This is a genomic window from Microbacterium sp. 16-032 (assembly GCF_041079455.1).
GTDB lineage: Bacteria > Actinomycetota > Actinomycetes > Actinomycetales > Microbacteriaceae > Microbacterium > Microbacterium testaceum_A.
Genome location: NZ_JBFYGQ010000004.1, coordinates 282,631 through 304,597, shown reverse-complemented (window position 1 = coordinate 304,597; position 21,967 = coordinate 282,631). Strand labels below are relative to the sequence as shown.

Genomic DNA, 21,967 nt, shown 5'->3' with positions numbered 1-21,967 from the left:
GGCCCATCCGAGGGTGACCCTAGAATCGGTCCCATGTCGCACGTGGAACTGCCCACCGATCTCCTGCCCGCCGACGGTCGCTTCGGGTGCGGCCCTTCGAAGGTGCGCGGCGCGCAGCTCGAGGCCCTCGTCACCCGCGGAGCCTCGATCCTCGGAACCTCGCACCGTCAGGCGCCCGTGAAGAACCTCGTCGCCAGCACGCGCGAGCGTCTGTCGCAGCTGTTCCGTCTGCCCGAGGGCTACGAGATCATCCTCGGCAACGGCGGGTCGACCGCCTTCTGGGATGCCGCCGCCTTCGGCCTGATCGAGAAGCGCAGCCAGAACCTCGTCTTCGGCGAGTTCGGCGGCAAGTTCGCGTCGGCCGCCGCGGCTCCCTGGTTGCAGGCACCCGACGTGCGCAAGGCCGCACCCGGCACACGATCGATCGCCGAGGCCGTCGACGGCGTCGACGTCTACGCCTGGCCGCACAACGAGACCTCGACGGGGGTGTCCGCTCCCGTCCAGCGCGTGAACGCCGACGCCGGCGCACTCACCGTCATCGATGCCACCAGCGCCGCCGGCGGCATCGACTTCGACGTCACGCAGGCTGACGTCTACTACTTCGCGCCCCAGAAGAACCTCGGTTCCGACGGCGGCCTCTGGTACGCGGCCGTGTCGCCCGCCGCGATCGAGCGAATCGAGCGGATCGCGGCATCCGACCGCTACATCCCCGAGTTCCTCAGCCTGAAGAACGCGCTCGACAACTCGCGCCTGCAGCAGACGCTCAACACCCCGGCCCTCGCGACGCTCCTCCTGCTCGACGAGCAGCTCGGGTGGATCCTCGACAACGGCGGCCTGTCGTGGGCGGGCGCCCGGACCGCGGAGTCGTCGACGGCCCTGTACGAGTGGGCCGACGCGAGCGAGGTGGCCACCCCCTTCGTGAGCGACCCCGCCGACCGCTCCCCCGTGGTCGTCACCGTCGACTTCGACGACAGCATCGACGCGGCGGCGATCGCGAAGAGCCTCCGCGCGAACGGGATCGTCGACACCGAGCCGTATCGCAAGCTCGGACGCAACCAGCTGCGCGTGGCGACCTTCGTGTCGATCGAGCCCGGCGACGTGCGTCGCCTCATCGGTGCGATCGACTACACGATCGAGCACCTGCCGCGGGCCTGAGCCCCGGAACGACGAAGGCCGCCCCGCATCAGCGGGGCGGCCTTCGTCGTGAAAGACGTTCAGTAACTGCGTTCGCGCTCGTCGTCGTCGTCGGACTCGTCGTCGTCGGATTCGTCGTCCTCCGCCTCGTCGTCGTCGGCCGGATCGTCCGTGTGCGTCGCGTCCAGCTCGTCGATGTCGACGCCGTCGAGGTCTCCCGCGTGGAAGCGCGCCTTCGGCTCCTCGTCGTCGGAGTCGTCCTCGTCATCCGAGTCCTCGTCGTCCGAGTCGTCGTCGTCCGCATCCTCGTCGTCGTCGTCGTCGGAATCATCGTCGACGGCGGCCGCCGCCTGTGCCGCCTGGTACTCCGCGAGTCGCGTCGCCCACGGCACCCAGTCGGGAGCGAGCAGCGCGCCGTCACCGGGCAGCAGTTCGACCTCGAGCACGGTCGGTTCGGAGTCGTCGACGACGGCGACGCTGACTGTCCAGAACCATCCCGGGTACCCGGCGAGGCGCGTGTGGAACCGAAGCGAAACCGCCCCGTCGTCCTCGGCGGTGTACCCGGCCGCGGGTCCGACGGTGCTGGCGGGGGTGATCTCGTGAAGGGCGGCGAGAGCCAGGTCGTGGGCGCCGATCAGACGCTCATCGACGGGCTGCTCAGGCTTCGAAGTCATCGGCGACCTTGCGCAGGACCGCGGCGATCTTCTGGGCGTGCGGGCCGTTGGGGTAGCGACCGCGTCGCAGGTCGCCGCCGATGCCGTCGAGCAGCTTGACGAGGTCCTCGACGATGATCGCCATGTCGTCCGCGGGCTTGCGCGATCGCTTCGACAGGCTCACGGGGGCGTCGAGAACGCGCACCGAGAGGGCCTGGAGGCCCCGCTTGCCGTCGGCCACGCCGAACTCGAGGCGCGTCCCGGCCTTGGGTCCGGGGGCTCCGGCGGGCAGGGCGGTGGCGTGCAGGAACACGTCCTGGCCGTCATCGGTGACGATGAAGCCGAAGCCCTTCTCGTCGTCGTAGAACCTGACCTTGCCGGTGGGCATGGACACCTCGCTGGATGAGTGCGCGCAAGCGCGGCGGAACGCGGGAGCCGATCGGATCCCGGTCTTCCAGCCTACGGCACCTCCGCCAGGCAGTAGGCTGAGCCCGATGAGCACCCGCACCTCCGGTGGCAGCACACCGGGCGACGACGTCCCCGTCCGCCGCATCGACCGCATTCTCGCGTTCATGTCGCTGGGCCTGCTCGCGCTGTCGATCGTGTGCTTCTTCGCCATCATCATCGGCTCGAGTTCCGGAGCCGACATGGGTTCGGGGGTGTGGCCCGTCATCGGCCTGCTCGTCTACATCGCCCCGCCGGTGGCCTTCGCGTGCCTGCTGGCCGTGCTGATCATGAGCTTCGTCCGAAGGGCCCGGGCCAACAAGGCCTGACGACGTGCCCGAGACCTCCGCACAACGCGCACTGGCGGTCTCGTTGAGCGCGCGCAGCGACGCCGACCTCGCCCGCCTCTTCGCCGAACGCAGCATCTCCCCCTCGAGCACCTGGCGCGACATGTTCGACGCCGCCGAGGCGCTCCTCGACCCGGCCTCGATCGCCCGCGGCCTGCCCGCTCTCAACCGCGACGAAGCCGCGGCTCTGCTCGATGCGGAGCACCCCGCACCCGCCGGAGTCCGCGAGCAGTTGGCATCCCATGCCCTCGTCGGAGAGGACGGACTCCCCTTCCCGTCCGTGTTCGAGACGGCGCGCGAGATCCTGCCCTCGGGGATCCCGGATGCCGTTGCCCCGCGCCGCGCGACGTCGACGCCCGAGAGCACGGGGGCCGCCTCCGAGGCGGTGTTCACCAACGCGGCATCCGTCGCCGACATCCTCATGCAGACCCTCGATGCCCCGCTCGGGCGCATCGGCTCCGGATCGCTCGGAGCCACCGAGAGACGTCGCCTCGTCGATGCCGGTGCCGTCACGACCGCGGCCGAGGCGGACCTCCTCGTGGGGCTCGCCGCCGACGTGGGCCTGCTCGGCACGAACGACCGCGCGTGGCTCGTGTCTCCGGCCGGGCGCGAATGGCTGCGACTGCCGACCCTCGAGCGCTGGCAGCGCACCGCCGAGGCTTTGCGCGACGCCCTTCCGCGGGCCTACCGCTCGTCCGACGGCGGCTGGATCCCCACCGAGCAGTGGGCCCAGGCGACGCCCTTCGACCTCGAGGGACCCGACCGTGCGGCCCTCTGGATCAAACGTCTCGTGCGGTGGGGTCTTCTCGACGCCGCCGGTCACGCGACGCCGTGGGCACGCCCCCTGGCGGAGGGCGGTGACGTCGACACCTCGGCGCTGCGCGAGCTCCTGCCTCCCGAGGTCGATCGCGTGTACCTGCAGAACGACCTCACGGCGATCGCGCCCGGGCCGCTGGCCCCTCACCTGGACGTGCGGCTGCGGTCGATGGCCGCCCGCGAATCGCGCGCCCAGGCCTCGAGCTATCGCTTCAGCGCCGCCACCATCGGCGCGGCGATCACGGCGGGAGAGACCGCCGACTCACTGCGCGAGTTCCTCACCGGGATCTCGCTCACCGGTCTCCCCCAGCCTCTGGCGTACGTCATCGAGCGCACCGCCGCCGAACACGGACGCGTGCGGGTGACCGCTGATGCCGCCTCGCATCTCACCCGTGTCATGACCGAGGACGAGACGCTCCTGCGGTCGATGGAGGTCGATCAGTCGCTCCGCTCGATCGCCCTCACGCGCACGGACGACGAGCTGGTCTCCCATGTCTCGGCCGACGTCGTGTTCTGGGCGCTGACCGACGCGCACTACCCGGCGGTCGCCGTCGACGCCGACGGACGTCCCCGCGCACTCGAACGTGCGAAGCTAGCGGCCCCCGCCTCACCCGAAACCGCCCCCGCCGACACCTACGCCGACCTCATCGAGCGCCTGCGGACGGGAGCGGAGGACTCGGATGCCGCGTGGCTCGAGCGCGAGCTCGACCAGGCGGTGCGCGCTCGCTCGGTCATCGACGTCACGGTGCGCCTGCCCGACGGTTCGGCGCGCGTCTTCCGGCTCGAAGCGACGGGTCTCGGCGGAGGTCGACTGCGCGGTCGCGATCGCGGCGCCGACGTCGAACGCACCCTGCCCCTGTCGCACATCGACGGGGTCGCACCCGTCGAGTGACGGCCGCGCACGCCCCGCCCTCCCCGACCCCGGTAGACTCGAACGCTATGGCTGACGGCCCCCTCATCGTGCAGAGCGACCGCACCGTACTCCTCGAGGTCGCGCACCCCCAGGCAGAGACGGCGCGGCATGAGCTCGCGGTCTTCGCCGAGCTCGAGCGCGCACCCGAGCACATCCACACGTACCGCATCACCCGCCTGGGCCTCTGGAACGCTCGAGCGGCCGGTCACGACGCCGAGTCCATGCTCGACACCCTCGACCGGTGGTCGCGCTTCCCCGTGCCCGCCTCGGTCAGCACCGACATCCGCGAATCCGTCAACCGTTACGGGCGTCTCGTCATCGAGCGCAACGACGACGGGGAGCTCGTCCTGCGCTCCTCCGATGCCGCCGTCCTCAGCGAGGTCTCGCGCAACAAGCGCATCGCCCCGCTGCTGATCGGTCGTCCGAGCGACGACAGCTTCCTGGTCGACGCGTGGGCACGCGGCCACATCAAGCAGGAGCTGCTGAAGATCGGCTGGCCCGCCGAAGACCTCGCCGGGTACACCCCCGGCACCCCGCACCCGATCGATCTGGCCGAAGACGGGTGGAGCCTGCGCCCCTACCAGCGTCAGGCGGTCGAATCCTTCTCGGAGGGCGGCTCCGGTGTCGTGGTGCTCCCCTGCGGGGCGGGCAAGACGCTGGTGGGTGCGGGAGCCATGGCGGACACCCGGACCACCACCCTGATCCTCGTCACCAACACCGTCAGCGCCCGTCAGTGGCGCGACGAGCTGCTGCGCCGCACGAGTCTGACCCCCGACGAGATCGGCGAGTACTCCGGCCAGGTCAAGGAGATCAAGCCGGTCACCATCGCGACGTACCAGATCCTCACCGCCAAGCGGAAAGGCCAGTACGCCCACCTCGCCCTCCTCGATGCCCTCGACTGGGGCCTGGTGCTGTACGACGAGGTGCACCTGCTCCCGGCTCCCGTGTTCAAGCTCACGGCCGACCTGCAGGCCCGCCGCCGCCTCGGCCTCACGGCGACACTCGTGCGCGAGGACGGTCGCGAGGGCGATGTCTTCAGCCTCATCGGTCCGAAGCGCTTCGACGCCCCGTGGAAGGAGATCGAGGCTCAGGGCTTCATCTCTCCCGCGGCCTGCTACGAGGTGCGTATCGACCTCCCCGCCGACGAGCGGCTCGAATACGCCGCCGCCGCCGACGAGGACCGGTACCGTCTCGCCGCCACCGCCCCCGCCAAGATCGAGGTCGCGCGCCGGCTCGTCGAACGGCATCCGGGCGAGAGGGTTCTCGTGATCGGACAGTACCTCGATCAGATCGACGAGTTGGCGGAAGCGTTGAACGCCCCGCAGATCACCGGCGCCACGCCGATCCCCGAGCGCGAAGAGCTCTTCCAGGGCTTCCGCGACGGATCGATCCCGCTACTCGTGGTGTCCAAGGTCGCCAACTTCTCGGTCGACCTTCCCGAGGCGTCGGTCGCCATCCAGGTGTCGGGGTCATTCGGCTCGCGCCAAGAAGAGGCCCAGCGGCTCGGTCGCCTGCTCCGTCCGAAGCAGTCGAACCACACCGCGAGCTTCTACACCCTCATCGCCCGCGACACCGTGGACCAGGATTTCGCCCAGAATCGCCAGCGATTCCTGGCCGAGCAGGGGTACGCCTACACGATTCTGGATGCCGATGGAATCGACGCAGAAGCGGCCTGACGCATACCAGCACGCGGCTTTCCGTTCCATATCCAGCACATTGCTGGGTCAGATCACGATAATGAGGGCATGACAGCTCCTCGCATCCTCGTCGTGGACGACGAACCGAACATCCGCGACCTGCTCATCACGAGCCTGCGTTTCGCCGGGTTCCAGGTGCGGGCCGTGGCGAACGGCGCGCAGACGATCTCGGCCGTGCTCGAGGAGGAACCCGACCTCATCGTGCTCGACGTGATGCTCCCCGACATGAACGGCTTCAGCGTCACCAAGCGTCTGCGCGGCGCCGGCTACACCGCTCCGATCCTGTTCCTCACCGCCAAGGACGAGACCGAGGACAAGATCATGGGCCTGAACGCGGGAGGCGACGACTACGTCACCAAGCCGTTCAGCCTCGATGAGATCGTCGCCCGCATCCAGGCGATCCTGCGTCGCACCATGCAGGCCGACGAGGAGTCGATCATCCGCACGGGCGAGCTGACGATGGATCAGGACACGCACGACGTCAGTGTCGGCGACGTCTCGATCGACCTCAGCCCCACCGAATTCAAGCTCCTGCGCTACCTCATGCTCAACCCGAACCGCGTGCTGTCGAAGGCGCAGATCCTCGACCACGTCTGGGAGTACGACTTCAACGGCGACGCGGGCATCGTCGAGAGCTACATCTCGTACCTGCGGCGCAAGATCGACCCGCACTCCTCCGAGCCGCTCATCCAGACCAAGCGCGGCTTCGGCTACATGCTGAAGTCGGGCAAGACCGTCTGAGAGAAGGCGTCCTCCTGTCGCATTCCGACGATTCGCTCACGCGCTGGTGGCGCGGGCTGAGCCTGCGTACCAAGGTCACCGGCGTCACCGTCGCGCTCCTCGCCATCGGGTTGTTCACCGCGGGCATCGGAACCATGGTGTTCCTACGCACCACCCTGGTGAACAACCTCGACGAGCAGCTCGCTCAGCAGGCCGCCGGAAGCATCGCGAACAGCATCTTCACCACCGCGCCCGTCGACGGCCGCGTCGTCTTCTCGCAGGTCGACAACGCACCGCAGATCGGGTCGATGGTGGTCGTCTACGGTCCCGACGGTCAGCGCGAGGCGTTCTACAACGGCACGTCGACGACCGCCCTCCCCGACATCCCGTCGACCTTCACGGTCGAGCAGACCTACAGCCAGATCGATCGACGCATCGACCTCGAGTCGCCCGAGTCGGGGCAGCACTTCCTCGCCCGTGTCGGGGTGCTGCAGGTGCCGGGAAATCCCGGCGTCTACACCCAGATGGTGATCCAGCCGCTGGCCCCGACGGATCGGATCGTCGCGGCCTACATCGGCATCTACGCCTTCGTGGCCTTGCTCATCCTCATCGCGACGGCTCTGCTCACGCGCTGGCTCGTCACCCTCGCCTTCCGCAACCTGCGGCAGGTCGAGACGACGGCCATGGACATCGCGGCGGGAGACTTCAGCCAGCGCTTGACCGACATCGTCCCCGACACCGAGGTGGGTCGGCTCAAGACGGCCATCAACGCGATGCTCGCTCGGATCGATGGAGCCCTCGGGCAACGGGATGCCACCGTGCGGCAGATGCGTCGATTCATCGGCGACGCCAGCCACGAACTCCGCACTCCCCTCGTGACCATGCGCGGCTACGCGGAGCTGTACCGCATGGGTGCGATCCGTTCCGACGAGGACGTCGCGCAGTCGATGGAGCGCATCGAGAAGGAGGCGATCCGGATGGGCGCCCTGGTCGAGGATCTTCTGGCCCTCGCCCGCCTCGACGAGCGTCGTGACGTCACGATCATCGCCCTCGATCTGCGCCCGATCGCCCGCGATGCCGCCCTCGACCTGCGGGTGACCTCTCCGCAACGCGAGGTGACCGTCGACGACACCACCTCGCGCGACGAGTTGGTGCTTCCCACGATCACCCTCGACCCGCTGCTGGACTCCGGCGGACGGCCTGCGAGCGGCAACGGTCGACGCCGCACCGCCCCCACCACGTCGGCGATGGCGATCGCGGGCGCGACCCTGTCCCGGTTGCGGCGTCGGCCGAAGGACGGCGCAGAGCCCACGGCATCCCCCTCGTCCGAAGGCGAGCCCGCGCAGGGCACGGCCCCCCTCGGTGTGGTCCGGCCCGTACCACGTCTCGCCCCCATCGTCATGGGCGACGAGAACAAGGTGCGTCAGGTCGTCGCGAACCTGCTCGGCAATGCCCGCCGCTTCACGGCCGAGGACTCCCCCATCGGTCTGCGCGTCGGCGTCGACGCCGAGAGCGACATGGGCTGGATCGAGATCATCGACCACGGCGAGGGAGTGCCCGAGCAGATCCGCGAGCAGATCTTCCAGCGCTTCTGGCGCGCCGACACCTCGCGCACCCGAGAGACCGGCGGCTCGGGTCTGGGCCTGTCGATCGTGGCATCCATCGTCGACCTCCTGCACGGCACGGTCGATGTGCGCGACACCCCCGGGGGCGGAGCGACCTTCCGTGTCTCCCTTCCCCTCGCTGACCGTCGCGACGCCCAGGAGCACGCACTCATCGAGACGCAGCCCCTCGAACGCCTCCCCGAGAACTACCGGCCCGAGAACGACGCCTGATCAAGGGGGTCGCCCCGGAGGCCGGATCGCGATCACGGTTGCTCGCGCCCTTCCGCTTCCTCGAACTCCCGGAACCGGCGCTCCATCCCGGGCCGTCGATGACGGCTTGAGCGGTCTTTTGCGCGTCAGCGGGTGGTGTTTCCACCCTCACCTGAGGTTGAGGAACCCCCACCCCCACGCGATGGCGCGCACTGCCTGCTCGGACAGGCCCGGGAATAGCGCCCTGAGCTTTTCATAAAGCCGTTCCCTCAACCCGTCATCGGAAGGCGCCACCTCTTCCGGTGTGATCGCCTCCGATCGTACGAGGGTCTGAACGATCATCGAGGTGAGTTCGAGCCCCTCGTTCGCATGCGCTTTCCTGACCGCGGATATCTCATCGAGAGGGAAGGGTGAGCGGTCTTCGCCGATGTAGCGCACGATCGCGTCGCTGACGAGGGAGTCATCGAGGGAAGACATGACCAACCTCCTGCGTCACGGCGCCGTGACCCGCGATGGCTCGATCCGAGCGATGGCCGCCTCGGCTTCACGAGAGGAGAAGAGGTCTGTCACTCGGGTGATGGTAGTCCCCGAGTCCATGGCCCGCGTCAAAGATGTGAGAAATTACACCCTCCCTCCGGTGTCACCCCGCCCCTGCCCCGAAACGAAGAACGCCCCCTCCCGGAGGAAGGGGGCGTTCTCAGGCGTCAGCGTGGATCAGAAGTCCATGCCACCCGTCGGGTCGCCCGCGGGAGCGGCGGCCTTCTCGGGCTTGTCGGCGACGACGACCTCGGTGGTGAGGAAGAGGCCGGCGATCGACGCGGCGTTCTGCAGCGCGGAGCGGGTGACCTTGGCCGGGTCGATGATGCCCTGTGCGAACAGGTCGCCGTACTCGCCGGTCGCGGCGTTGAGGCCGTGGCCCACGGGGAGCTCGGCGACCTTGTTCGCAACAACACCGGGCTCGAGACCGGCGTTGAGCGCGATCTGCTTGAGCGGGGCCTCGATGGCGACGCGCACGATGTTCGCGCCCGTGGCCTCGTCACCCGTGAGCTCGAGGTTGGCGAGAGCGTTCTTGCCGGCCTGGATGAGCGCGACGCCACCACCGGCGACGACACCCTCTTCCACAGCGGCCTTGGCGTTGCGCACGGCGTCTTCGATGCGGTGCTTGCGCTCCTTGAGCTCGACCTCGGTCGCGGCTCCGGCCTTGATGACGGCGACGCCACCGGCGAGCTTCGCGAGGCGCTCCTGGAGCTTCTCGCGGTCGTAGTCGCTGTCGGTGTTCTCGATCTCGCGGCGGATCTGGGTCACGCGACCCTCGATCAGCTCCGACTCACCGGCACCCTCGACGATCGTGGTCTCGTCCTTGGTGATGATGACCTTGCGGGCACGGCCGAGCAGGTCGACGGTCGCGTTCTCGAGCTTGAGGCCCACCTCTTCGGTGATGACCTGGCCACCGGTGAGGATCGCGATGTCCTGCAGCTGAGCCTTGCGGCGGTCGCCGAAGCCGGGAGCCTTGACGGCGACCGACTTGAAGATGCCGCGGATCTTGTTGAGCACGAGCGTCGCGAGGGCTTCGCCCTCGACGTCCTCGGCGATGATGAGGAGCTCCTTGCCCTCCTGGATCACCTTGTCGACGATCGGCAGAAGGTCCTTGATGTTGGAGATCTTCTGGTTGGCGATCAGGATGTACGGGTCTTCGAAGACCGCTTCCTGACGCTCGGGGTCGGTGACGAAGTAGGGGTTGATGTACCCCTTGTCGAAGCGCATGCCCTCGGTGAGCTCGAGCTCGGTGCCGAAGGTGTTGCTCTCTTCGACGGTGACGACGCCTTCCTTGCCCACCTTGTCGATGGCCTCGGCGATGAGCTCGCCGATCGCGGGGTCTGCGGCGGAGATCGACGCGGTGGCGGCGATCTGCTCCTTGGACTCGACCTCCTTGGCGGAGGCGAGCAGCTCGTCGGTGACGGCCTTGACGGCCTTCTCGATGCCCTTCTTGAGCGAGATGGGGTCGGCGCCGGCGGCGACGTTGCGCAGGCCCTCGCGCACGAGCGCCTGGGCGAGAACGGTGGCGGTGGTGGTGCCGTCACCCGCGACATCGTCGGTCTTCTTGGCGACCTCCTTGACCAGCTCTGCGCCGATCTTCTCGTAGGGGTCGTCGAGCTCGATCTCCTTGGCGATCGAGACACCGTCGTTCGTGATCGTGGGGGCGCCCCACTTCTTCTCGAGCACGACGTTGCGACCGCGGGGGCCCAGGGTCACCTTGACGGCGTCGGCGAGAGTGTTGAGGCCGCGCTCGAGACCGCGCCGGGCCTCTTCGTCGAAAGCGATGATCTTTGCCATAAGTGTGTCGTCCCTCCCGGACGGGTGACTTGCAGATTTTGGCACTCGACGAAAGCGAGTGCTAACTCATTCTGGCACTCGCCCCTGGGGAGTGCAAGCCGCGCACCGTCCCGGAAACACCGAACGCCGCGGCATCCGGAACTCGGATGCCGCGGCGTTCTGATCAGCGCTCAGGCCAGTCGCACGGACTCCGCCTGGGGGCCCTTCTGACCGGTGCCGACGGTGAATTCGACGGCCTGCCCCTCCTCGAGGACGCGGAAGCCCGACATCTCGATGCTCGAGTAGTGGACGAAAACGTCCTGCCCGTCATCGACCGTGATGAAGCCGAAGCCCTTCTCGGCGTTGAACCATTTGACAGTGCCCTGCGTCATGCGAATCTCCTGTTGCTGAACGACGAGGTCATCGTAAGCACGGGGGGTGCCACCGAATCGGGGTTCGGGAGCATTGTTGACGCGCGTGCATCCAAGTTGTTACTCCGCGGAAACACGCGGCCCGCGAGCTGTCAGGATGAGGGCGAGGCGGACGGCTGACCGGATGCCCGGTCGAGGCCGATCACGACGATCAGACGCTTGACGTTGCTCTCGTCGTCGGGGGTGTTCGGGTCATCGGTGGGCTGCAGGAAGTCGCTCTGCGCGACCTGCGCGCCACCGATCGTCTGCGCCAGCCCCTCGGCCGCCGCCTCATCGCTGTCGAGACGGTAGTAGATGGTCGTGTCGGCGAAGTCGGTGCTGTCGGAGTTGCCGGTCTCGACGGTGTCGCCGCTCCACCCCGCCGCCACGATCTGGTCGCGGACGGAGGCGGCGAGACCGCTGTCGGGCGTGCCGTTGAGCACCACCACCGAGTACGACGTGTCGACCACGGCCGGGGTCGTCGGCTCCGCCGAGGCGATCGGGGTGGGAGCGTCGGCGGGGCCCAGCGAGATACGGCCCGAGACCACGAGCGTCGCGAAGATGCCGGCGATGATCAGCACCAGGGTGGCGATGGCCGCCCACAGGAAGACGATCCACCCGCGCAGACGCGGGTTCTCGGCCCGGTGAGCGCCGACGCGACCGGAGTCGGCCGGGAGGTCGTCGAAGCGATCCCGAGGGAAGGTCGATCTGGCCATTGGACGATGCTATCGGTCGCGTCCGAGCGAACTCGTCAGCGTTCCGCCGTCCGCCCCAGGCGCGCCCGGTGCTGGGCAGCCGCGTCGTCGCGCCGACGGCGCAGTCGACGCACGAGCATGGGGTCGTGCGCGAGGGCCTCGGGGGTGTCGATCAGCCGACCGAGCAGCTGGTAGTACCGGGCGGGCGTCAGTGCGAACTCCGCGCGGATGGCTTCTTCTTTGGCACCCGCGTGGCGGCGCCACTCCCCCTCGAAAGCGAGGAAGGCGAGGTCACGGTCCGACAGGGTCACGCCGTCACGCTACTGCGCCGCCGCCCGCGATTCCGGATGCCACGCCACCCACGCCCCGAGCGGATCGACCTCCGCGAGCACCTCGCCGTCGAGGGCGAGGGCGAACCCGCCGCGCGCGGGCTCCGGACGTCTCGTCCACCCGTCGTGCAGCCCGGGCGCGTCGAGGGTGATCCACCTGCCCGCCGTCCGCGCGGCGTCGATCACCGCGGCGCGATGGACGCGGGGGACGTGCGCGAGCACTCCGGGGGTCGTCACGACGAGCGTCGCCCCGGCCGGAGCGGTCGCGGCGAGCGCGGGAAGCGCCCCGGCCCCATCACCGGCGACGAGGACGGGCGGAGCGGCCGCGGCGATGTCGAGGGCTCGCTCGATGCGCTCGAGGCGCCCCTGTTCGCCCGGCCACACGAGACCCGTGAGCCACGAGCGGTCCTGCTCGCTTCGAGCGTCGAGGGGGCTCAGGTCGATCCCGGCCCGCCAGACGATCTCGGGCATGCGCAGGTCGGGGTGTCCCTCGAGGTCGCTATCGAGCACGACGGAGCTCGGCCCGTCGGCGGGATCGAGCGTGACGAGCTCGCCGCCGCGGCGATACCGGTACGAGTACCGGTCCGGAAAGAGGCACAGCCCCGCGCTCGCTCCCACCTCGAGCAGGGCGATCGGCCCCTCGATCAGCGAAAGCGCCGGCAGCAGGGCGGCGCAGCGCAGAGGCTCGTTGGTCTGAACGCTCCGGCGCCCGCACTCGGCGACGATCGCGTCGGCGTGGTCGAGGACCCACGAGCTCCACGCGTCGACGTCGTCGAGCGGCGCTCCGAGCAAGCGCATGACCGCGAACACGAGGGGAGGCTGCCGCCGTGTCTCGGGGATGCGCGCGAGCGCCGCGGCCACCGCGGCGTCGTCCGTGACGCGGCGGGCCCACGCCTCGTACACCGCCGAACGGCCGGGGGCTTCGTCTCGCGCGAACCGCCGGTAGCGGTCGACGACGGCGGTCACGGCATCCTGAGTCACCCGGGAGATTATGCCGTCACGACCTGACCGTCTTCGGGCACGAGAGAATGGAAGCGAAGAAGGAGAGTGAACATGACCTACGCCGTCGACAAGTCCGACGACCAGTGGCGCGCCGAGCTCAGCCCCGAGCAGTACGCGGTGCTCCGCCAGGCGGGAACCGAGCGCGCCTGGACCGGTGAGCTGCTCGATGAGAGCCGTGCCGGCTTCTACACCTGCGCCGCCTGCGGGAACGAGCTGTTCCAGAGCGGCACCAAGTTCGACTCGCACTGCGGGTGGCCGAGCTTCTACGAGTCGGTCCGTCCCGAGGCCGTCGAGCTGCTCGAGGACAACAGCCACGGTATGCAGCGCACCGAGGTCCGCTGCGCGAACTGCGGGTCGCACCTGGGTCACGTCTTCCCCGACGGATTCGGCACGCCCACCGGCGACCGCTACTGCATGAACTCGCTGTCGCTGAACTTCACCCCCGCCGACTCCCCCGTCGACGAGGCATGAGCGCGCTCGAGGCGATGCGCGACCGCCGGTCGTGGTCGAAGGTCACCGACCTCGCCCCCACCGGCCCCGAGCTCGAGACGTTCGTCGCCGCGGCCGGTCGCGTCGCCGATCACAAGAGCCTGCGTCCGTGGCGGCTCATCGAGATCCGCGGCGCCGATCGCGACGTGCTCGCGCGGGCTCTGAACAAGGCCGACGGCAAGAAGGGGCACTCGTCGAAGCCCCGCCGCGCTCCGCTGATCATCGCGGTCGTCGCCGACCTCAGCTCGAAGAAGATCCCCGCGTGGGAGCAGGAGGCCGTGGCATCCGGGGTCGCCCACATGCTCAGCCTCGTGCTCGACGAGGCGGGCTTCGGCGTGTTCTGGCGCACCGACGACAACACCCGCAGCAAGGTGCTCGCGAAGGCCCACGGGCTCGCTAAAGGCGAGGTCCTGCTCGGCTGGCTGTACGTCGGCGGGAAGCCCCCGCGGACCCGCGCCACTCGACGAAAGACCGTGGATGCCGCGAAGCACCTGTCGCGCATGCCCGGAGGCTCGAAGAAGCGCACGGTCGACGAGACGCGTCTCTGACCTTCCTCCGATCGACGCCGCCGTGGGACAGCCGTCCCCGGCGGCGTCGTCGTTTCGCGGTCAGCGGCGGCGGCGCCTCCACGGCACGGCGGCGACGGCCACCCCGGCGATGGCCACGGCTGCGGCGAGCAGGGCCACCGGAGTGGAGGGGGCGGCCGGGGCCGGCCAGAGCGCGTCGAGTAGCACCGAGGTCGTGAGAAGACCGACCACCGACCCGAGGCCGAGGAGCAACACCCCCGTCCGGCGTACGACGACGGACGACAAGAAGATGTAGATCACGCCCACCGCCCCGCCGAGGTAGAGCCACGGCTCGGTCGGGATGGTGCGCGGAGCCCCCACGAGGCCGACGTGCACACCCGCGGCGATCACGAGGACCACCGTCCCGCCGATGAAGTTCACCAGCGTCGCGGTGAGCGGGCTCTCGACGCGCACGCGCAGGCGCCCGTTGGTGCCCTGCTGCCAGGCCACACCCGCGCCCGCGATCGCGGGGACGACCAGCATCCATAGCGGAACCCCGCCGAGCGCGTCGCCCGACAGGCACACGACGACTCCGGCGATGGCGAGCAGAGCGCCGACCAGACGACGGACCGTCACCGGCACGACCCCGGCGGGCCCGTAGCCGATGCGGTCGAGCACCATTCCCCCGGTGGTCTGACCCGCGACGAAACCGACCGTGAAGAGTGCCACGCCGATCGTCGCGACCGTCAGCCCCTGGCTCGCGACGGTGAACGCCCCGACCAGACCCCCGAGCAGCATCCAGGGCGGGATGGTTCGGGTCCGGATGCCGGCGACCAGGCGACCGAACCCGCGTCGGCCCCCGGGAATCAGGGCGGACAGTACGACGAGGATCACGAGTCCGGAGCTGAACGACACCGCGGCCGCGACGAAGCCGTCGCCGATCTCCGCCCCGAGGGTGCCGTTGATACGCGCCTGCAGCGCGGTGAGGGCGCCGATGAGCACCGCTCCCCCGACGGCCACGCCGACCGTTCCCCGCTCCGCCACGGCTCTCCCCTCGCGCCCCCGCGCGGGAGCCACCGTCGATCGTACGACGCGGGGTCGGGCCACCCTGCCCTCGCCTCCGGGCCGGCGGCGGCACGTCGCTGTCGACCGCTGACCCCCGGATGCGTCAGGCTGTGATCCGTGACCCAGCTCCACCCCGGCTCCGACGACGTCTCGCGCCTGATCGACGACCTCCGCGCGGTCGACACCGACCGCGAGTTCCTCGCACATGCCGAGCAGCACCTTCCGCGCCTGCACGATCTGTTCACGCGGCTGTACGGCGAGCGTCCCGACGGCCTCGAGCGTCTGGCATCCGTCGTCGATCTCGCACGCACGTCGTGGCTGGCGCGTCCCCGAACGCTGAAGGCCCTCGACCGCGAACGCGAGAGCGCACCCGGCTGGTTCGAGAGCGAGGGCATGCTCGGGGGCGTCTGCTACGTCAACCGGTACGCGGGCGGACTCCACGGCATCCGGGAATCGATCCCGTACTTCCGCGAACTGGGTCTCACCTACCTGCACCTCATGCCGCTGTTCGAAAGCCCCGAGGGCAACAGCGACGGGGGCTACGCGGTGTCCAGCTATCGGCGGGTGAACCCCGCGCTGGGAACGATGGACGAGCTGGCCGCCCTCGCGACCGAGCTGCGCCGGGCGGGGATCTCGCTCGTGGTCGACTTCATCTTCAACCACACGAGCAACGAGCACGAGTGGGCGCAGAAGGCCCTCGCGGGCGAGGCGGGGTACGAGGACTTCTACCTGATCTTCCCCGACCGCGAGATGCCCGACGCCTACGAGCGGACCACGCGCGAGATCTTCCCCGACGATCACCCGGGTTCCTTCGTCCAGCTCGACGACGGCCGCTGGATCTGGGCGACGTTCTACCACTTCCAGTGGGACCTCAACTACGCCAACCCCGCTGTCTTCGAGGCGATGGCGGGCGAAATGCTCTTCCTCGCCAACCAGGGCGTCGAGATCCTCCGCATGGATGCCGTGGCCTTCATCTGGAAACAGCTCGGCACCACCTGCGAGTCCCTCCCCGAGGCGCACCTGCTGCTGCAGGCTTTCAACGCGGTCCTGCGCATGGCGGCCCCGGGCCTGCTGTTCAAGTCGGAGGCCATCGTGCACCCCGACGAGGTGATCTCGTACATCTCGCCGGACGAGTGTCAGATCTCGTACAACCCTCTGCAGATGGCCCTCACCTGGGAGGCTCTCGCCACCCGCGACGGCCGGCTGCTGCAGCAGGCGCTCGAGCGCCGCCACGCCCTCCCCGCCGGCACCGCGTGGGTCAACTACGTGCGCAGCCACGACGACATCGGGTGGACCTTCGCCGACGAGGATGCCGCCGAGCTGGGCATCGACGCGTCCCCGCACCGCCGCTTCCTCAACGACTTCTACGTCGGCCGGGCGGAGGGTTCGTTCGCGCGCGGCGTGCCGTTCCAAGAGAACCCGCGCACGGGAGACGCTCGCGTCACGGGAACCACCGCCTCGCTGGCCGGGGTCGAAGCGGGAGACGCCGGGGGCGAAGACCGGGTCGTGCTCGCCCACGCCCTCGCGCTCTCGACAGGGGGCATCCCCCTGCTCTACCTCGGTGACGAGGTCGCCCAGCTGAACGACTACACCTACACCGAACGAGCGGACGAGGCCGACGACAGCCGGTGGGTCAACCGCCCCTTCCGCCCCGGGAGGAACTACGAGGATCGAACGGATGCCGGCACCCCGGCCGGTCGCGTCTTTTCTCGGCTCTCGCGCCTCACCGAGGTCCGCCAATCGACGCCGGAATTCGCGGGCAACGAACTGATCTCGTTCGGTGCGAACGTGGCATCCGTCGTCTCCTTCCTCCGCCCGGGTCGCGAATTCTCGGTCCTGGTGCTGGCGAACGTCGCCGACTCGGCGGTCGAGGTCGACGCCCTGACCCTGTCGGGACTGGTCCCGGAGGCGCTCGACCTGGTGTCGTCGCAGCCCGTGTGGCTGGGTGCCGGAATCACCCTCGCGCCTCACGGTGTGCGGTGGCTGCGCGTGCGGATGCGCTGAGTCGTGCCCGAGGACTCCCGTCCCTCACGCAACCACGCGTGGCACCTCGCCGCGCTGGGCGCGGGGGTCGTCGCGATGGCGACCTCGGTCTGGGCACCGCCCGGGCTGATCGGCGATCTTCTCGTCCTGGTGGTCTCGGTCTGCACCCTCCTGTTCGCCCTGGACGGAAGCCGCCGCAGGGGGCCCCTTCGCGCCCTCGCCATCGCCGGCGCTCTCCCGGCGGGCCTGGCCATGATCGTCGCGGCGGCCGTGTTCCTCGTCGCTCTGGCGCGGGCCCTGTCGTGAACGCCTGGCACGCCGACCGTGGGAAGGGCAAGGGCCGATCCGCGTCGAGCTGAACGCCTACGGTGAGGCCATGAACGACGCCGAGCTCTCCGCCCTGACCATCTCCCGCGCCAAGGAGAACGTCCGGGACGGGGGAAAGCCCTTCGCCTGCCTCATCGTGAAAGACGGCGAGATCATCGTCGAGGCGGTCAACCACGTCTCGCAGGAGGGCGATCCGACGGCGCACGCCGAGATCCGCGCCATCCGCGCCGCGGCGGAGAAGGGCATCTCCGACCTGACGGGCTATGACATGTTCGTCACCGCCTACCCGTGCCCCATGTGCCTCGGCGCCGTGTACTACGCGCAACCCTATCGTCTCGTGTACGCCGTGACGCGAGAAGAAGAAGGCGAGCACTACGAAGACGGCAACAGACTCATGAGCCTGGCCACCTTCTACGACGAGTACGCCAAACCGGTGGAGGAACGCGCCCTGCCCTCGGAGCAGATCCCGGTCGACGATTCGACCTCGCCGTTCCGCGAGTGGACCGCCGCGCACGGAGGCTGAGTCCGCGAGGACGTCAGCGGGGGCTCGAGGGCGCCGCGCCTGCGGAGGATCCTCGCTGGCCGCTCTCGCGGTCCCACTCGAGCGACTTCCACTGGAGAAACGTGCAGAGGTTGCTCGCCACGACGAGTTCGGCGGCGAGACTGGCGATCTCGTGCACGGACAACCCGAGTTCCCGGGGCTGCGGAGTGATCGTCATCTCCCACAGCGGGTCGTCCCAGCCGCGCGGCTTCATGTAGACCGAGGACGATGCGTACCGAAGGCGCAGGATCACCAGCCCGGTGTCCTCTCCCCCGTCGTCCTCCTGGGGCGCCACCGAGATGCTGCCCGCGATGCAGTGCTCGTTCTCTTCGAACTCGTCCACCCAAACCTGCAGTTGCTCGCGCGAGCGCCGCGGCGGGGAGTCTTCGATGTCGGCGTCGGTCACGGGCCGAGCTTACGTTTCCGGCGTTCGTTATGACGAAACTCCGTCGGGGGTTGACGCCCCGCAGTGTGCCTCGCGCTCCCCCGTTCCGGCAACCCCCGTCCGGCATCGATGGAACGCGCCTACCGTGCGTGTCATGGGACAGAGCATCGAACGATTGCGGATCGCCGTCGACGGCGTCTCGCACGCGCTCGCGCCCCTCGAGCACGCGGACGACCTGCGCCGTCAGGTCCTCGCCGCCGTCCACGCCGGTGGAGGCTTCCTGACGGTGACCACCGATGACGGCAGCAAGCTGAGCATTCTCGTCACCCCCGCCACCTCGGTCACCATCTCCGTCGTGACGGTTCATCTGCAGGAGGACACGGCGGATGCGCAACAGGCCGCCTGGGCGCCGCCGTCGATGAACTACGACGACGACGACACGCCCTTCGACGTCATCTGAGCGATCCCGCGCAGGGGATGGACGGGGTGCCGGCTACAGGACTTGAACCTGCAACCCCCGTTTGGGCGACTTCCCTTACTCTGCGTTACCAGACCTTCCTCTGACCTGGCGTTTCTGGCGGACCTGCCCTCCCGCCTCTTCCCTCGATTTACCTCGGCTTCCCCACGAAAACGATGGGTAAGCGATGGATCTAGGACGCGAACAGCTCCAGGATGGCGCGCACGTCCGGACCCTCGTGCAAGCGCCGGATGTAGTGCCGCTTCGTGATCTTCGGCGACTCGTGCCCGAGCTGGCCCGCCGCAGTCTCGTCGTCGGCCCGGGTCGCGACGAGGGTCGCCACCGCCTTGCGGAACGTCTTCGGCGTTACCCACGCCTCGTAGCCGTGCGCCTCACGGAACTTCCGCCACTGCGTCCGGAAGTTGTTCGGGCTGCGGAGCGTGCCGGTCACCGACGCGAAGACGTACTCGCTGTCACGTGAGCGCTGACGAAGAGCCTCGACGACGAACGGCGGCAGGATCAGCCGGCGATGCGACATGTCGGTCTTCGCGTAGTTCTGGCGGTAGAGCCCCTTCCCCTTGATCTCTTTCACCGTGCCGGTGACCTCGATGTACGGGATGTCGACGAGGTGCACGTCCTCGTCCCAGCGGAGCGCGAACACCTCCCCCGTCCGGAGGCCGGTGCCGAGGATCATGTCGACGGGGTCGGCAATGTCGGTTCGGCGCAGCGCTCCCCCGTTCGTGAGGCGCGCGTCCCATTTGGCGAGCTGCGCCCGCGCGCGCACGACCTCGGCGACGTCGAGCGTCTGCGCCTCGGTGGCCTTGCGCGGGATGGCGACGGCGTCGCGGACGGGGTTGAGGGGCATCGCTCCCTTGCGCACGGCGAGGCCGCAGATGCCGCGCAGGACGACTCGGCACAGCCGCGCGGTCTCGGGCCCGCTGTTCACCATGAGCGCTTCGAGGAAGCGGTCGACGGCGGGCACGGTCACCTCGCGCATCTGCAACCCGCCCATGCCACGGGCGATGTGCTTCAGGTTCCGCTTGTACAGATCCTTCGTGCCGTCGCTGACATCGCGGCGGTCGAGCTCCTTCGTCCATTCCTCGGCGACCCGGCTGAGACGAGTCTCGGGCGTGAGGTCTTCGGCGGGGAGCCGCGCGCGATCGCGCAGCGCCTCCTTGAGCGCGTTCTCGGCCTTCTGCCCCGACGCGCCCCCGCGTTCGACGAGGCGCGTCATGCCGTCGTAATCGCGGAAGCGCGCCCGGGCGACCCACTGGCCGGGGCCGAGCTGCACCCGGTTGATGTTCCCCCAGGTGCCGACGGGCATAGGCGGCCTAGCCACGCGGTCTGATCCGGCCTTGTCGGAGCATCCGCATGTAGACGCGCATGATCTTCTCGGTCACTCGCAGCTCGAGGGCGACCATGCCGGGGTCGCTCTCGCTCAGCATCTCAATGCGGCTGGGGCGGATGAGCCGGCGTGCAGCGATCTGGTCCGCGCGCTCCTCCTGCAGGTCATCGGTGCCCTCATCGCCGTTCTCGAAGTGCACGATCTCGTGGGTGATGGCGCACCGCTCGACGGACTCGAGCAGTCCCGGGCGCACGAAGATCGCCTGGTGCTCGTGCGAGTAGCACGCGACCATGTCGTCCTCGGGGAGGTCGTCTCGGAACACGACGGGAAGGTCGAGCATCTCTGCGTGCTCCCACGGGTCGTAGTCCCGGGCGCACGGCCCATCGACGAAGTGACTCACGCCGAACATGTATGCCGTCGTCCCTGCTCCATCGAGGTAGTCCTCCCCGAGCCATTCGTTCTGCGCGAATGTCATTGCACCCCTACTTGTTCTCGCGTTCCGGATCTACCGGCGTGTTGTCCCGAGTGGCAGCAAGTTTTGCTGTATCGAGCTTCACCGTTTCCAGTTCAGTGTGACGAGGGGTTCCGACATTGCGTTTCGGGAAGGCCGTGACGTTCGAGCGCTGGGCGATCTCGCTGCTGAGCAGCACCACGACCTTGTCGATGGCGTCGGGCCGACGCTCGGAGGGGACGGCCTCGATGAGCGCGCCGAGCATGCCGAGCCACTGCTGCGTCTGCTCCTCGAACTCTGGGGGCGCGATGTCGATGCCGAGCGCGTCGTAGATGCGGATGAGGGTCTTCATCTGCGGGGCGTTCGTGTTCGCGTTCTCGATGTCACTGAGCGTCTGACGCGAGACCCCCGCGTTCTCTGCGAGGTCTTCCTGCTTCAGACCCGCCCGTTGCCGTAGCTCTTTGACCTGTCGCGCCAAGGCGAGTCGCTCTTGCGCAGTCAATTTTACGGACGAGTTTCTTGACATGGGTGTGAACGTATCACGCCCAGAAACCGCGGCACAAGCACGGCTGTTCTTGACACGGTGTCCAGAACCAGTAGTCAAAACCGCTTGCATTGTGTCCAGAACGTGTTTTACTTCTGGACATGAACGAACCGAACCGCTCCGCAGGTGAAGCGCTTCGCACGCTCCGACGGATCGCCGGGCTCACTCTCGACCAGGCGGCAGCGTTGGCTGACACCGCTGCCGCCTACCTGTCGAAGGTCGAGAACGGCAAGCTCACGCCGACCGTCGGATACGTCGCGAACGTCTCATCTGCGCTCGCCCGTCACCTGCAAGAGACCGGCGAGCTGACCAACAAGGTCGCGTCGTGACCCGCGAGGAACAGGCCGACGAAATCCTCACGATTCAACAGGTCGCTGCGATCACCGGACTCGCCTTGCAGACGCATTACAACATGCGCTCGAAGGACGAGGGACCGCGCCTGTGGCCGCTCCGCGGGCGCCTGCGCTGCTACCGCAGCGAACTCGAGGCGTGGATGCGCGAGCAGTCCGGCGCCGCGAACGTCACACCGCTTAAGCGGACCGCCTGACACCCACCAAAGAGAAACGCCCCCGGCGGCAACCGGAGGC

27 protein-coding genes are annotated in these 21,967 nt (G+C 68.8%); 14 read left to right on the top strand and 13 right to left on the bottom strand.

What is annotated here, in order from left to right; all coding sequences use genetic code 11:
• Positions 1-33: 33 nt before the first annotated feature.
• Entirely contained in the window at positions 34-1,155 is a 1,122-nt protein-coding gene (serC, locus tag AB6V31_RS10200) for a phosphoserine transaminase (RefSeq protein WP_369365441.1), read from the top strand.
• A gap of 59 nt (positions 1,156-1,214) precedes the next feature.
• Here the strand turns inward: serC and AB6V31_RS10195 are convergent, their stop codons facing one another.
• The gene (locus AB6V31_RS10195; RefSeq protein ID WP_369365439.1) at positions 1,215-1,808 is read right to left on the bottom strand and encodes a DUF3027 domain-containing protein; all 594 of its coding nucleotides are present in this window, start codon (positions 1,806-1,808) and stop codon (positions 1,215-1,217) included.
• A complete protein-coding gene (locus AB6V31_RS10190; RefSeq protein WP_056229171.1) occupies positions 1,792-2,175 on the bottom strand; it encodes a cold-shock protein in 384 nt (127 codons plus the stop codon). The genes AB6V31_RS10195 and AB6V31_RS10190 overlap by 17 nt, the downstream gene beginning before the upstream one ends.
• Before the next feature lie 106 nt (positions 2,176-2,281).
• Here AB6V31_RS10190 and AB6V31_RS10185 point away from each other — a divergent pair, with 106 nt between their 5' ends.
• From AB6V31_RS10185 to AB6V31_RS10165, 5 genes are all read left to right on the top strand, one after another.
• A complete protein-coding gene (locus AB6V31_RS10185) occupies positions 2,282-2,560 on the top strand; it encodes a hypothetical protein (RefSeq protein ID WP_056229175.1) in 279 nt (92 codons plus the stop codon).
• A 4-nt stretch (positions 2,561-2,564) separates the two neighbouring features.
• On the top strand, positions 2,565-4,286 hold the full coding sequence (locus AB6V31_RS10180) for a helicase-associated domain-containing protein (RefSeq protein ID WP_369365437.1): 1,722 nt from the start codon (positions 2,565-2,567) through the stop codon (positions 4,284-4,286).
• A gap of 47 nt (positions 4,287-4,333) precedes the next feature.
• Positions 4,334-5,983, top strand: a complete 1,650-nt coding sequence (locus AB6V31_RS10175; protein WP_144785669.1) for a DNA repair helicase XPB — start codon at positions 4,334-4,336, stop codon at positions 5,981-5,983.
• A gap of 69 nt (positions 5,984-6,052) precedes the next feature.
• Positions 6,053-6,745, top strand: a complete 693-nt coding sequence (locus AB6V31_RS10170) for a response regulator transcription factor (protein ID WP_013585852.1) — start codon at positions 6,053-6,055, stop codon at positions 6,743-6,745.
• 134 nt (positions 6,746-6,879) lie between these two features.
• The gene (locus tag AB6V31_RS10165; RefSeq protein ID WP_369365435.1) at positions 6,880-8,559 is read left to right on the top strand and encodes a sensor histidine kinase; all 1,680 of its coding nucleotides are present in this window, start codon (positions 6,880-6,882) and stop codon (positions 8,557-8,559) included.
• Positions 8,560-8,706: 147 nt separating this feature from the next.
• Here the strand turns inward: AB6V31_RS10165 and AB6V31_RS10160 are convergent, their stop codons facing one another.
• The 6 genes from AB6V31_RS10160 to AB6V31_RS10135 all read right to left on the bottom strand — a co-directional run bounded on the left by AB6V31_RS10160 (position 8,707) and on the right by AB6V31_RS10135 (position 13,266).
• A complete protein-coding gene (locus AB6V31_RS10160) occupies positions 8,707-9,015 on the bottom strand; it encodes a hypothetical protein (RefSeq protein WP_369365434.1) in 309 nt (102 codons plus the stop codon).
• Positions 9,016-9,252: 237 nt separating this feature from the next.
• Positions 9,253-10,872 carry a chaperonin GroEL gene (gene groL / locus AB6V31_RS10155; RefSeq protein WP_074696647.1) on the bottom strand — a complete coding sequence of 540 codons (1,620 nt, stop codon included), beginning with the start codon at positions 10,870-10,872 and terminating at the stop codon, positions 9,253-9,255.
• 170 nt (positions 10,873-11,042) lie between these two features.
• On the bottom strand, positions 11,043-11,243 hold the full coding sequence (locus tag AB6V31_RS10150) for a cold-shock protein (protein ID WP_056229192.1): 201 nt from the start codon (positions 11,241-11,243) through the stop codon (positions 11,043-11,045).
• Positions 11,244-11,374: 131 nt separating this feature from the next.
• The gene (locus AB6V31_RS10145) at positions 11,375-11,977 is read right to left on the bottom strand and encodes a LytR C-terminal domain-containing protein (protein WP_056229195.1); all 603 of its coding nucleotides are present in this window, start codon (positions 11,975-11,977) and stop codon (positions 11,375-11,377) included.
• Positions 11,978-12,012: 35 nt separating this feature from the next.
• On the bottom strand, positions 12,013-12,267 hold the full coding sequence (locus AB6V31_RS10140) for a DUF3263 domain-containing protein (protein WP_056229201.1): 255 nt from the start codon (positions 12,265-12,267) through the stop codon (positions 12,013-12,015).
• A gap of 9 nt (positions 12,268-12,276) precedes the next feature.
• Positions 12,277-13,266, bottom strand: coding sequence for a DUF2332 domain-containing protein (locus AB6V31_RS10135; protein ID WP_268104394.1), 990 nt, complete (start codon positions 13,264-13,266; stop codon positions 12,277-12,279).
• Positions 13,267-13,338: 72 nt separating this feature from the next.
• On the opposite strand from AB6V31_RS10135, the gene msrB reads away from it, so the two are divergent.
• Together msrB and AB6V31_RS10125 are read left to right on the top strand one after the other, a co-directional pair.
• On the top strand, positions 13,339-13,758 hold the full coding sequence (msrB, locus tag AB6V31_RS10130; protein ID WP_056229208.1) for a peptide-methionine (R)-S-oxide reductase MsrB: 420 nt from the start codon (positions 13,339-13,341) through the stop codon (positions 13,756-13,758).
• Positions 13,755-14,324 carry a nitroreductase family protein gene (locus AB6V31_RS10125; RefSeq protein ID WP_164481597.1) on the top strand — a complete coding sequence of 190 codons (570 nt, stop codon included), beginning with the start codon at positions 13,755-13,757 and terminating at the stop codon, positions 14,322-14,324. Before msrB ends, AB6V31_RS10125 begins: the two co-directional genes overlap by 4 nt.
• 60 nt (positions 14,325-14,384) lie before the next feature.
• Here AB6V31_RS10125 and AB6V31_RS10120 read toward each other — a convergent pair whose 3' ends face one another.
• Positions 14,385-15,326 (bottom strand): DMT family transporter, encoded by a 942-nt coding sequence (locus tag AB6V31_RS10120; RefSeq protein ID WP_176786385.1) that lies wholly within the window; start codon positions 15,324-15,326, stop codon positions 14,385-14,387.
• A gap of 177 nt (positions 15,327-15,503) precedes the next feature.
• On the opposite strand from AB6V31_RS10120, the gene AB6V31_RS10115 reads away from it, so the two are divergent.
• The 3 genes from AB6V31_RS10115 (at position 15,504) to AB6V31_RS10105 (ending at position 18,180) form a co-directional block, all read left to right on the top strand.
• Positions 15,504-17,351, top strand: a complete 1,848-nt coding sequence (locus AB6V31_RS10115; RefSeq protein ID WP_369365708.1) for an amylosucrase — start codon at positions 15,504-15,506, stop codon at positions 17,349-17,351.
• A 3-nt stretch (positions 17,352-17,354) separates the two neighbouring features.
• Positions 17,355-17,636 carry a hypothetical protein gene (locus AB6V31_RS10110; protein ID WP_369365431.1) on the top strand — a complete coding sequence of 94 codons (282 nt, stop codon included), beginning with the start codon at positions 17,355-17,357 and terminating at the stop codon, positions 17,634-17,636.
• Positions 17,637-17,706: 70 nt separating this feature from the next.
• Positions 17,707-18,180, top strand: coding sequence for a nucleoside deaminase (locus tag AB6V31_RS10105; RefSeq protein WP_369365428.1), 474 nt, complete (start codon positions 17,707-17,709; stop codon positions 18,178-18,180).
• 13 nt (positions 18,181-18,193) lie between these two features.
• On the opposite strand, the gene AB6V31_RS10100 is transcribed toward AB6V31_RS10105, so the two are convergent.
• Positions 18,194-18,604, bottom strand: coding sequence for a hypothetical protein (locus AB6V31_RS10100; RefSeq protein ID WP_056229215.1), 411 nt, complete (start codon positions 18,602-18,604; stop codon positions 18,194-18,196).
• Positions 18,605-18,737: 133 nt separating this feature from the next.
• On the opposite strand from AB6V31_RS10100, the gene AB6V31_RS10095 reads away from it, so the two are divergent.
• On the top strand, positions 18,738-19,043 hold the full coding sequence (locus AB6V31_RS10095) for a hypothetical protein (RefSeq protein WP_369365427.1): 306 nt from the start codon (positions 18,738-18,740) through the stop codon (positions 19,041-19,043).
• A gap of 190 nt (positions 19,044-19,233) precedes the next feature.
• On the opposite strand, the gene xerC is transcribed toward AB6V31_RS10095, so the two are convergent.
• The 3 genes from xerC to AB6V31_RS10080 are packed head-to-tail and all read right to left on the bottom strand — an operon-like array spanning position 19,234 to position 21,362.
• Entirely contained in the window at positions 19,234-20,364 is a 1,131-nt protein-coding gene (gene xerC, locus AB6V31_RS10090; RefSeq protein WP_369365424.1) for a tyrosine recombinase XerC, read from the bottom strand.
• Positions 20,365-20,371: 7 nt separating this feature from the next.
• Positions 20,372-20,860: a hypothetical protein gene (locus AB6V31_RS10085; RefSeq protein WP_369365422.1), complete on the bottom strand. Its 489-nt coding sequence runs from the start codon at positions 20,858-20,860 to the stop codon at positions 20,372-20,374.
• A 7-nt stretch (positions 20,861-20,867) separates the two neighbouring features.
• Positions 20,868-21,362, bottom strand: coding sequence for a helix-turn-helix transcriptional regulator (locus tag AB6V31_RS10080; RefSeq protein WP_369365420.1), 495 nt, complete (start codon positions 21,360-21,362; stop codon positions 20,868-20,870).
• A gap of 119 nt (positions 21,363-21,481) precedes the next feature.
• Here AB6V31_RS10080 and AB6V31_RS10075 point away from each other — a divergent pair, with 119 nt between their 5' ends.
• Both AB6V31_RS10075 and AB6V31_RS10070 read left to right on the top strand, forming a co-directional pair.
• Positions 21,482-21,709: a helix-turn-helix domain-containing protein gene (locus tag AB6V31_RS10075; RefSeq protein ID WP_103206238.1), complete on the top strand. Its 228-nt coding sequence runs from the start codon at positions 21,482-21,484 to the stop codon at positions 21,707-21,709.
• On the top strand, positions 21,706-21,927 hold the full coding sequence (locus AB6V31_RS10070; protein WP_369365417.1) for a helix-turn-helix transcriptional regulator: 222 nt from the start codon (positions 21,706-21,708) through the stop codon (positions 21,925-21,927). Before AB6V31_RS10075 ends, AB6V31_RS10070 begins: the two co-directional genes overlap by 4 nt.
• Positions 21,928-21,967: the final 40 nt, after the last annotated feature.

Bases quoted from the DNA above. Each gene is read 5' to 3' on its own strand.
- serC (WP_369365441.1), top strand. From the start codon at position 34: ATGTCGCACGTGGAACTGCCCACCGATCTCCTGCCCGCCGACGGTCGC.
- AB6V31_RS10195 (WP_369365439.1), bottom strand. From the start codon at position 1,808: ATGACTTCGAAGCCTGAGCAGCCCGTCGATGAGCGTCTGATCGGCGCC.
- AB6V31_RS10190 (WP_056229171.1), bottom strand. From the start codon at position 2,175: ATGCCCACCGGCAAGGTCAGGTTCTACGACGACGAGAAGGGCTTCGGC.
- AB6V31_RS10185 (WP_056229175.1), top strand. From the start codon at position 2,282: ATGAGCACCCGCACCTCCGGTGGCAGCACACCGGGCGACGACGTCCCC.
- AB6V31_RS10175 (WP_144785669.1), top strand. From the start codon at position 4,334: ATGGCTGACGGCCCCCTCATCGTGCAGAGCGACCGCACCGTACTCCTC.
- AB6V31_RS10170 (WP_013585852.1), top strand. From the start codon at position 6,053: ATGACAGCTCCTCGCATCCTCGTCGTGGACGACGAACCGAACATCCGC.
- AB6V31_RS10165 (WP_369365435.1), top strand. From the start codon at position 6,880: ATGGTGTTCCTACGCACCACCCTGGTGAACAACCTCGACGAGCAGCTC.
- AB6V31_RS10160 (WP_369365434.1), bottom strand. From the start codon at position 9,015: ATGTCTTCCCTCGATGACTCCCTCGTCAGCGACGCGATCGTGCGCTAC.
- groL (WP_074696647.1), bottom strand. From the start codon at position 10,872: ATGGCAAAGATCATCGCTTTCGACGAAGAGGCCCGGCGCGGTCTCGAG.
- AB6V31_RS10150 (WP_056229192.1), bottom strand. From the start codon at position 11,243: ATGACGCAGGGCACTGTCAAATGGTTCAACGCCGAGAAGGGCTTCGGC.
- AB6V31_RS10145 (WP_056229195.1), bottom strand. From the start codon at position 11,977: ATGGCCAGATCGACCTTCCCTCGGGATCGCTTCGACGACCTCCCGGCC.
- msrB (WP_056229208.1), top strand. From the start codon at position 13,339: ATGACCTACGCCGTCGACAAGTCCGACGACCAGTGGCGCGCCGAGCTC.
- AB6V31_RS10125 (WP_164481597.1), top strand. From the start codon at position 13,755: ATGAGCGCGCTCGAGGCGATGCGCGACCGCCGGTCGTGGTCGAAGGTC.
- AB6V31_RS10105 (WP_369365428.1), top strand. From the start codon at position 17,707: ATGAACGACGCCGAGCTCTCCGCCCTGACCATCTCCCGCGCCAAGGAG.
- AB6V31_RS10095 (WP_369365427.1), top strand. From the start codon at position 18,738: ATGGGACAGAGCATCGAACGATTGCGGATCGCCGTCGACGGCGTCTCG.
- xerC (WP_369365424.1), bottom strand. From the start codon at position 20,364: ATGCCCGTCGGCACCTGGGGGAACATCAACCGGGTGCAGCTCGGCCCC.
- AB6V31_RS10085 (WP_369365422.1), bottom strand. From the start codon at position 20,860: ATGACATTCGCGCAGAACGAATGGCTCGGGGAGGACTACCTCGATGGA.
- AB6V31_RS10080 (WP_369365420.1), bottom strand. From the start codon at position 21,362: ATGTCAAGAAACTCGTCCGTAAAATTGACTGCGCAAGAGCGACTCGCC.
- AB6V31_RS10075 (WP_103206238.1), top strand. From the start codon at position 21,482: ATGAACGAACCGAACCGCTCCGCAGGTGAAGCGCTTCGCACGCTCCGA.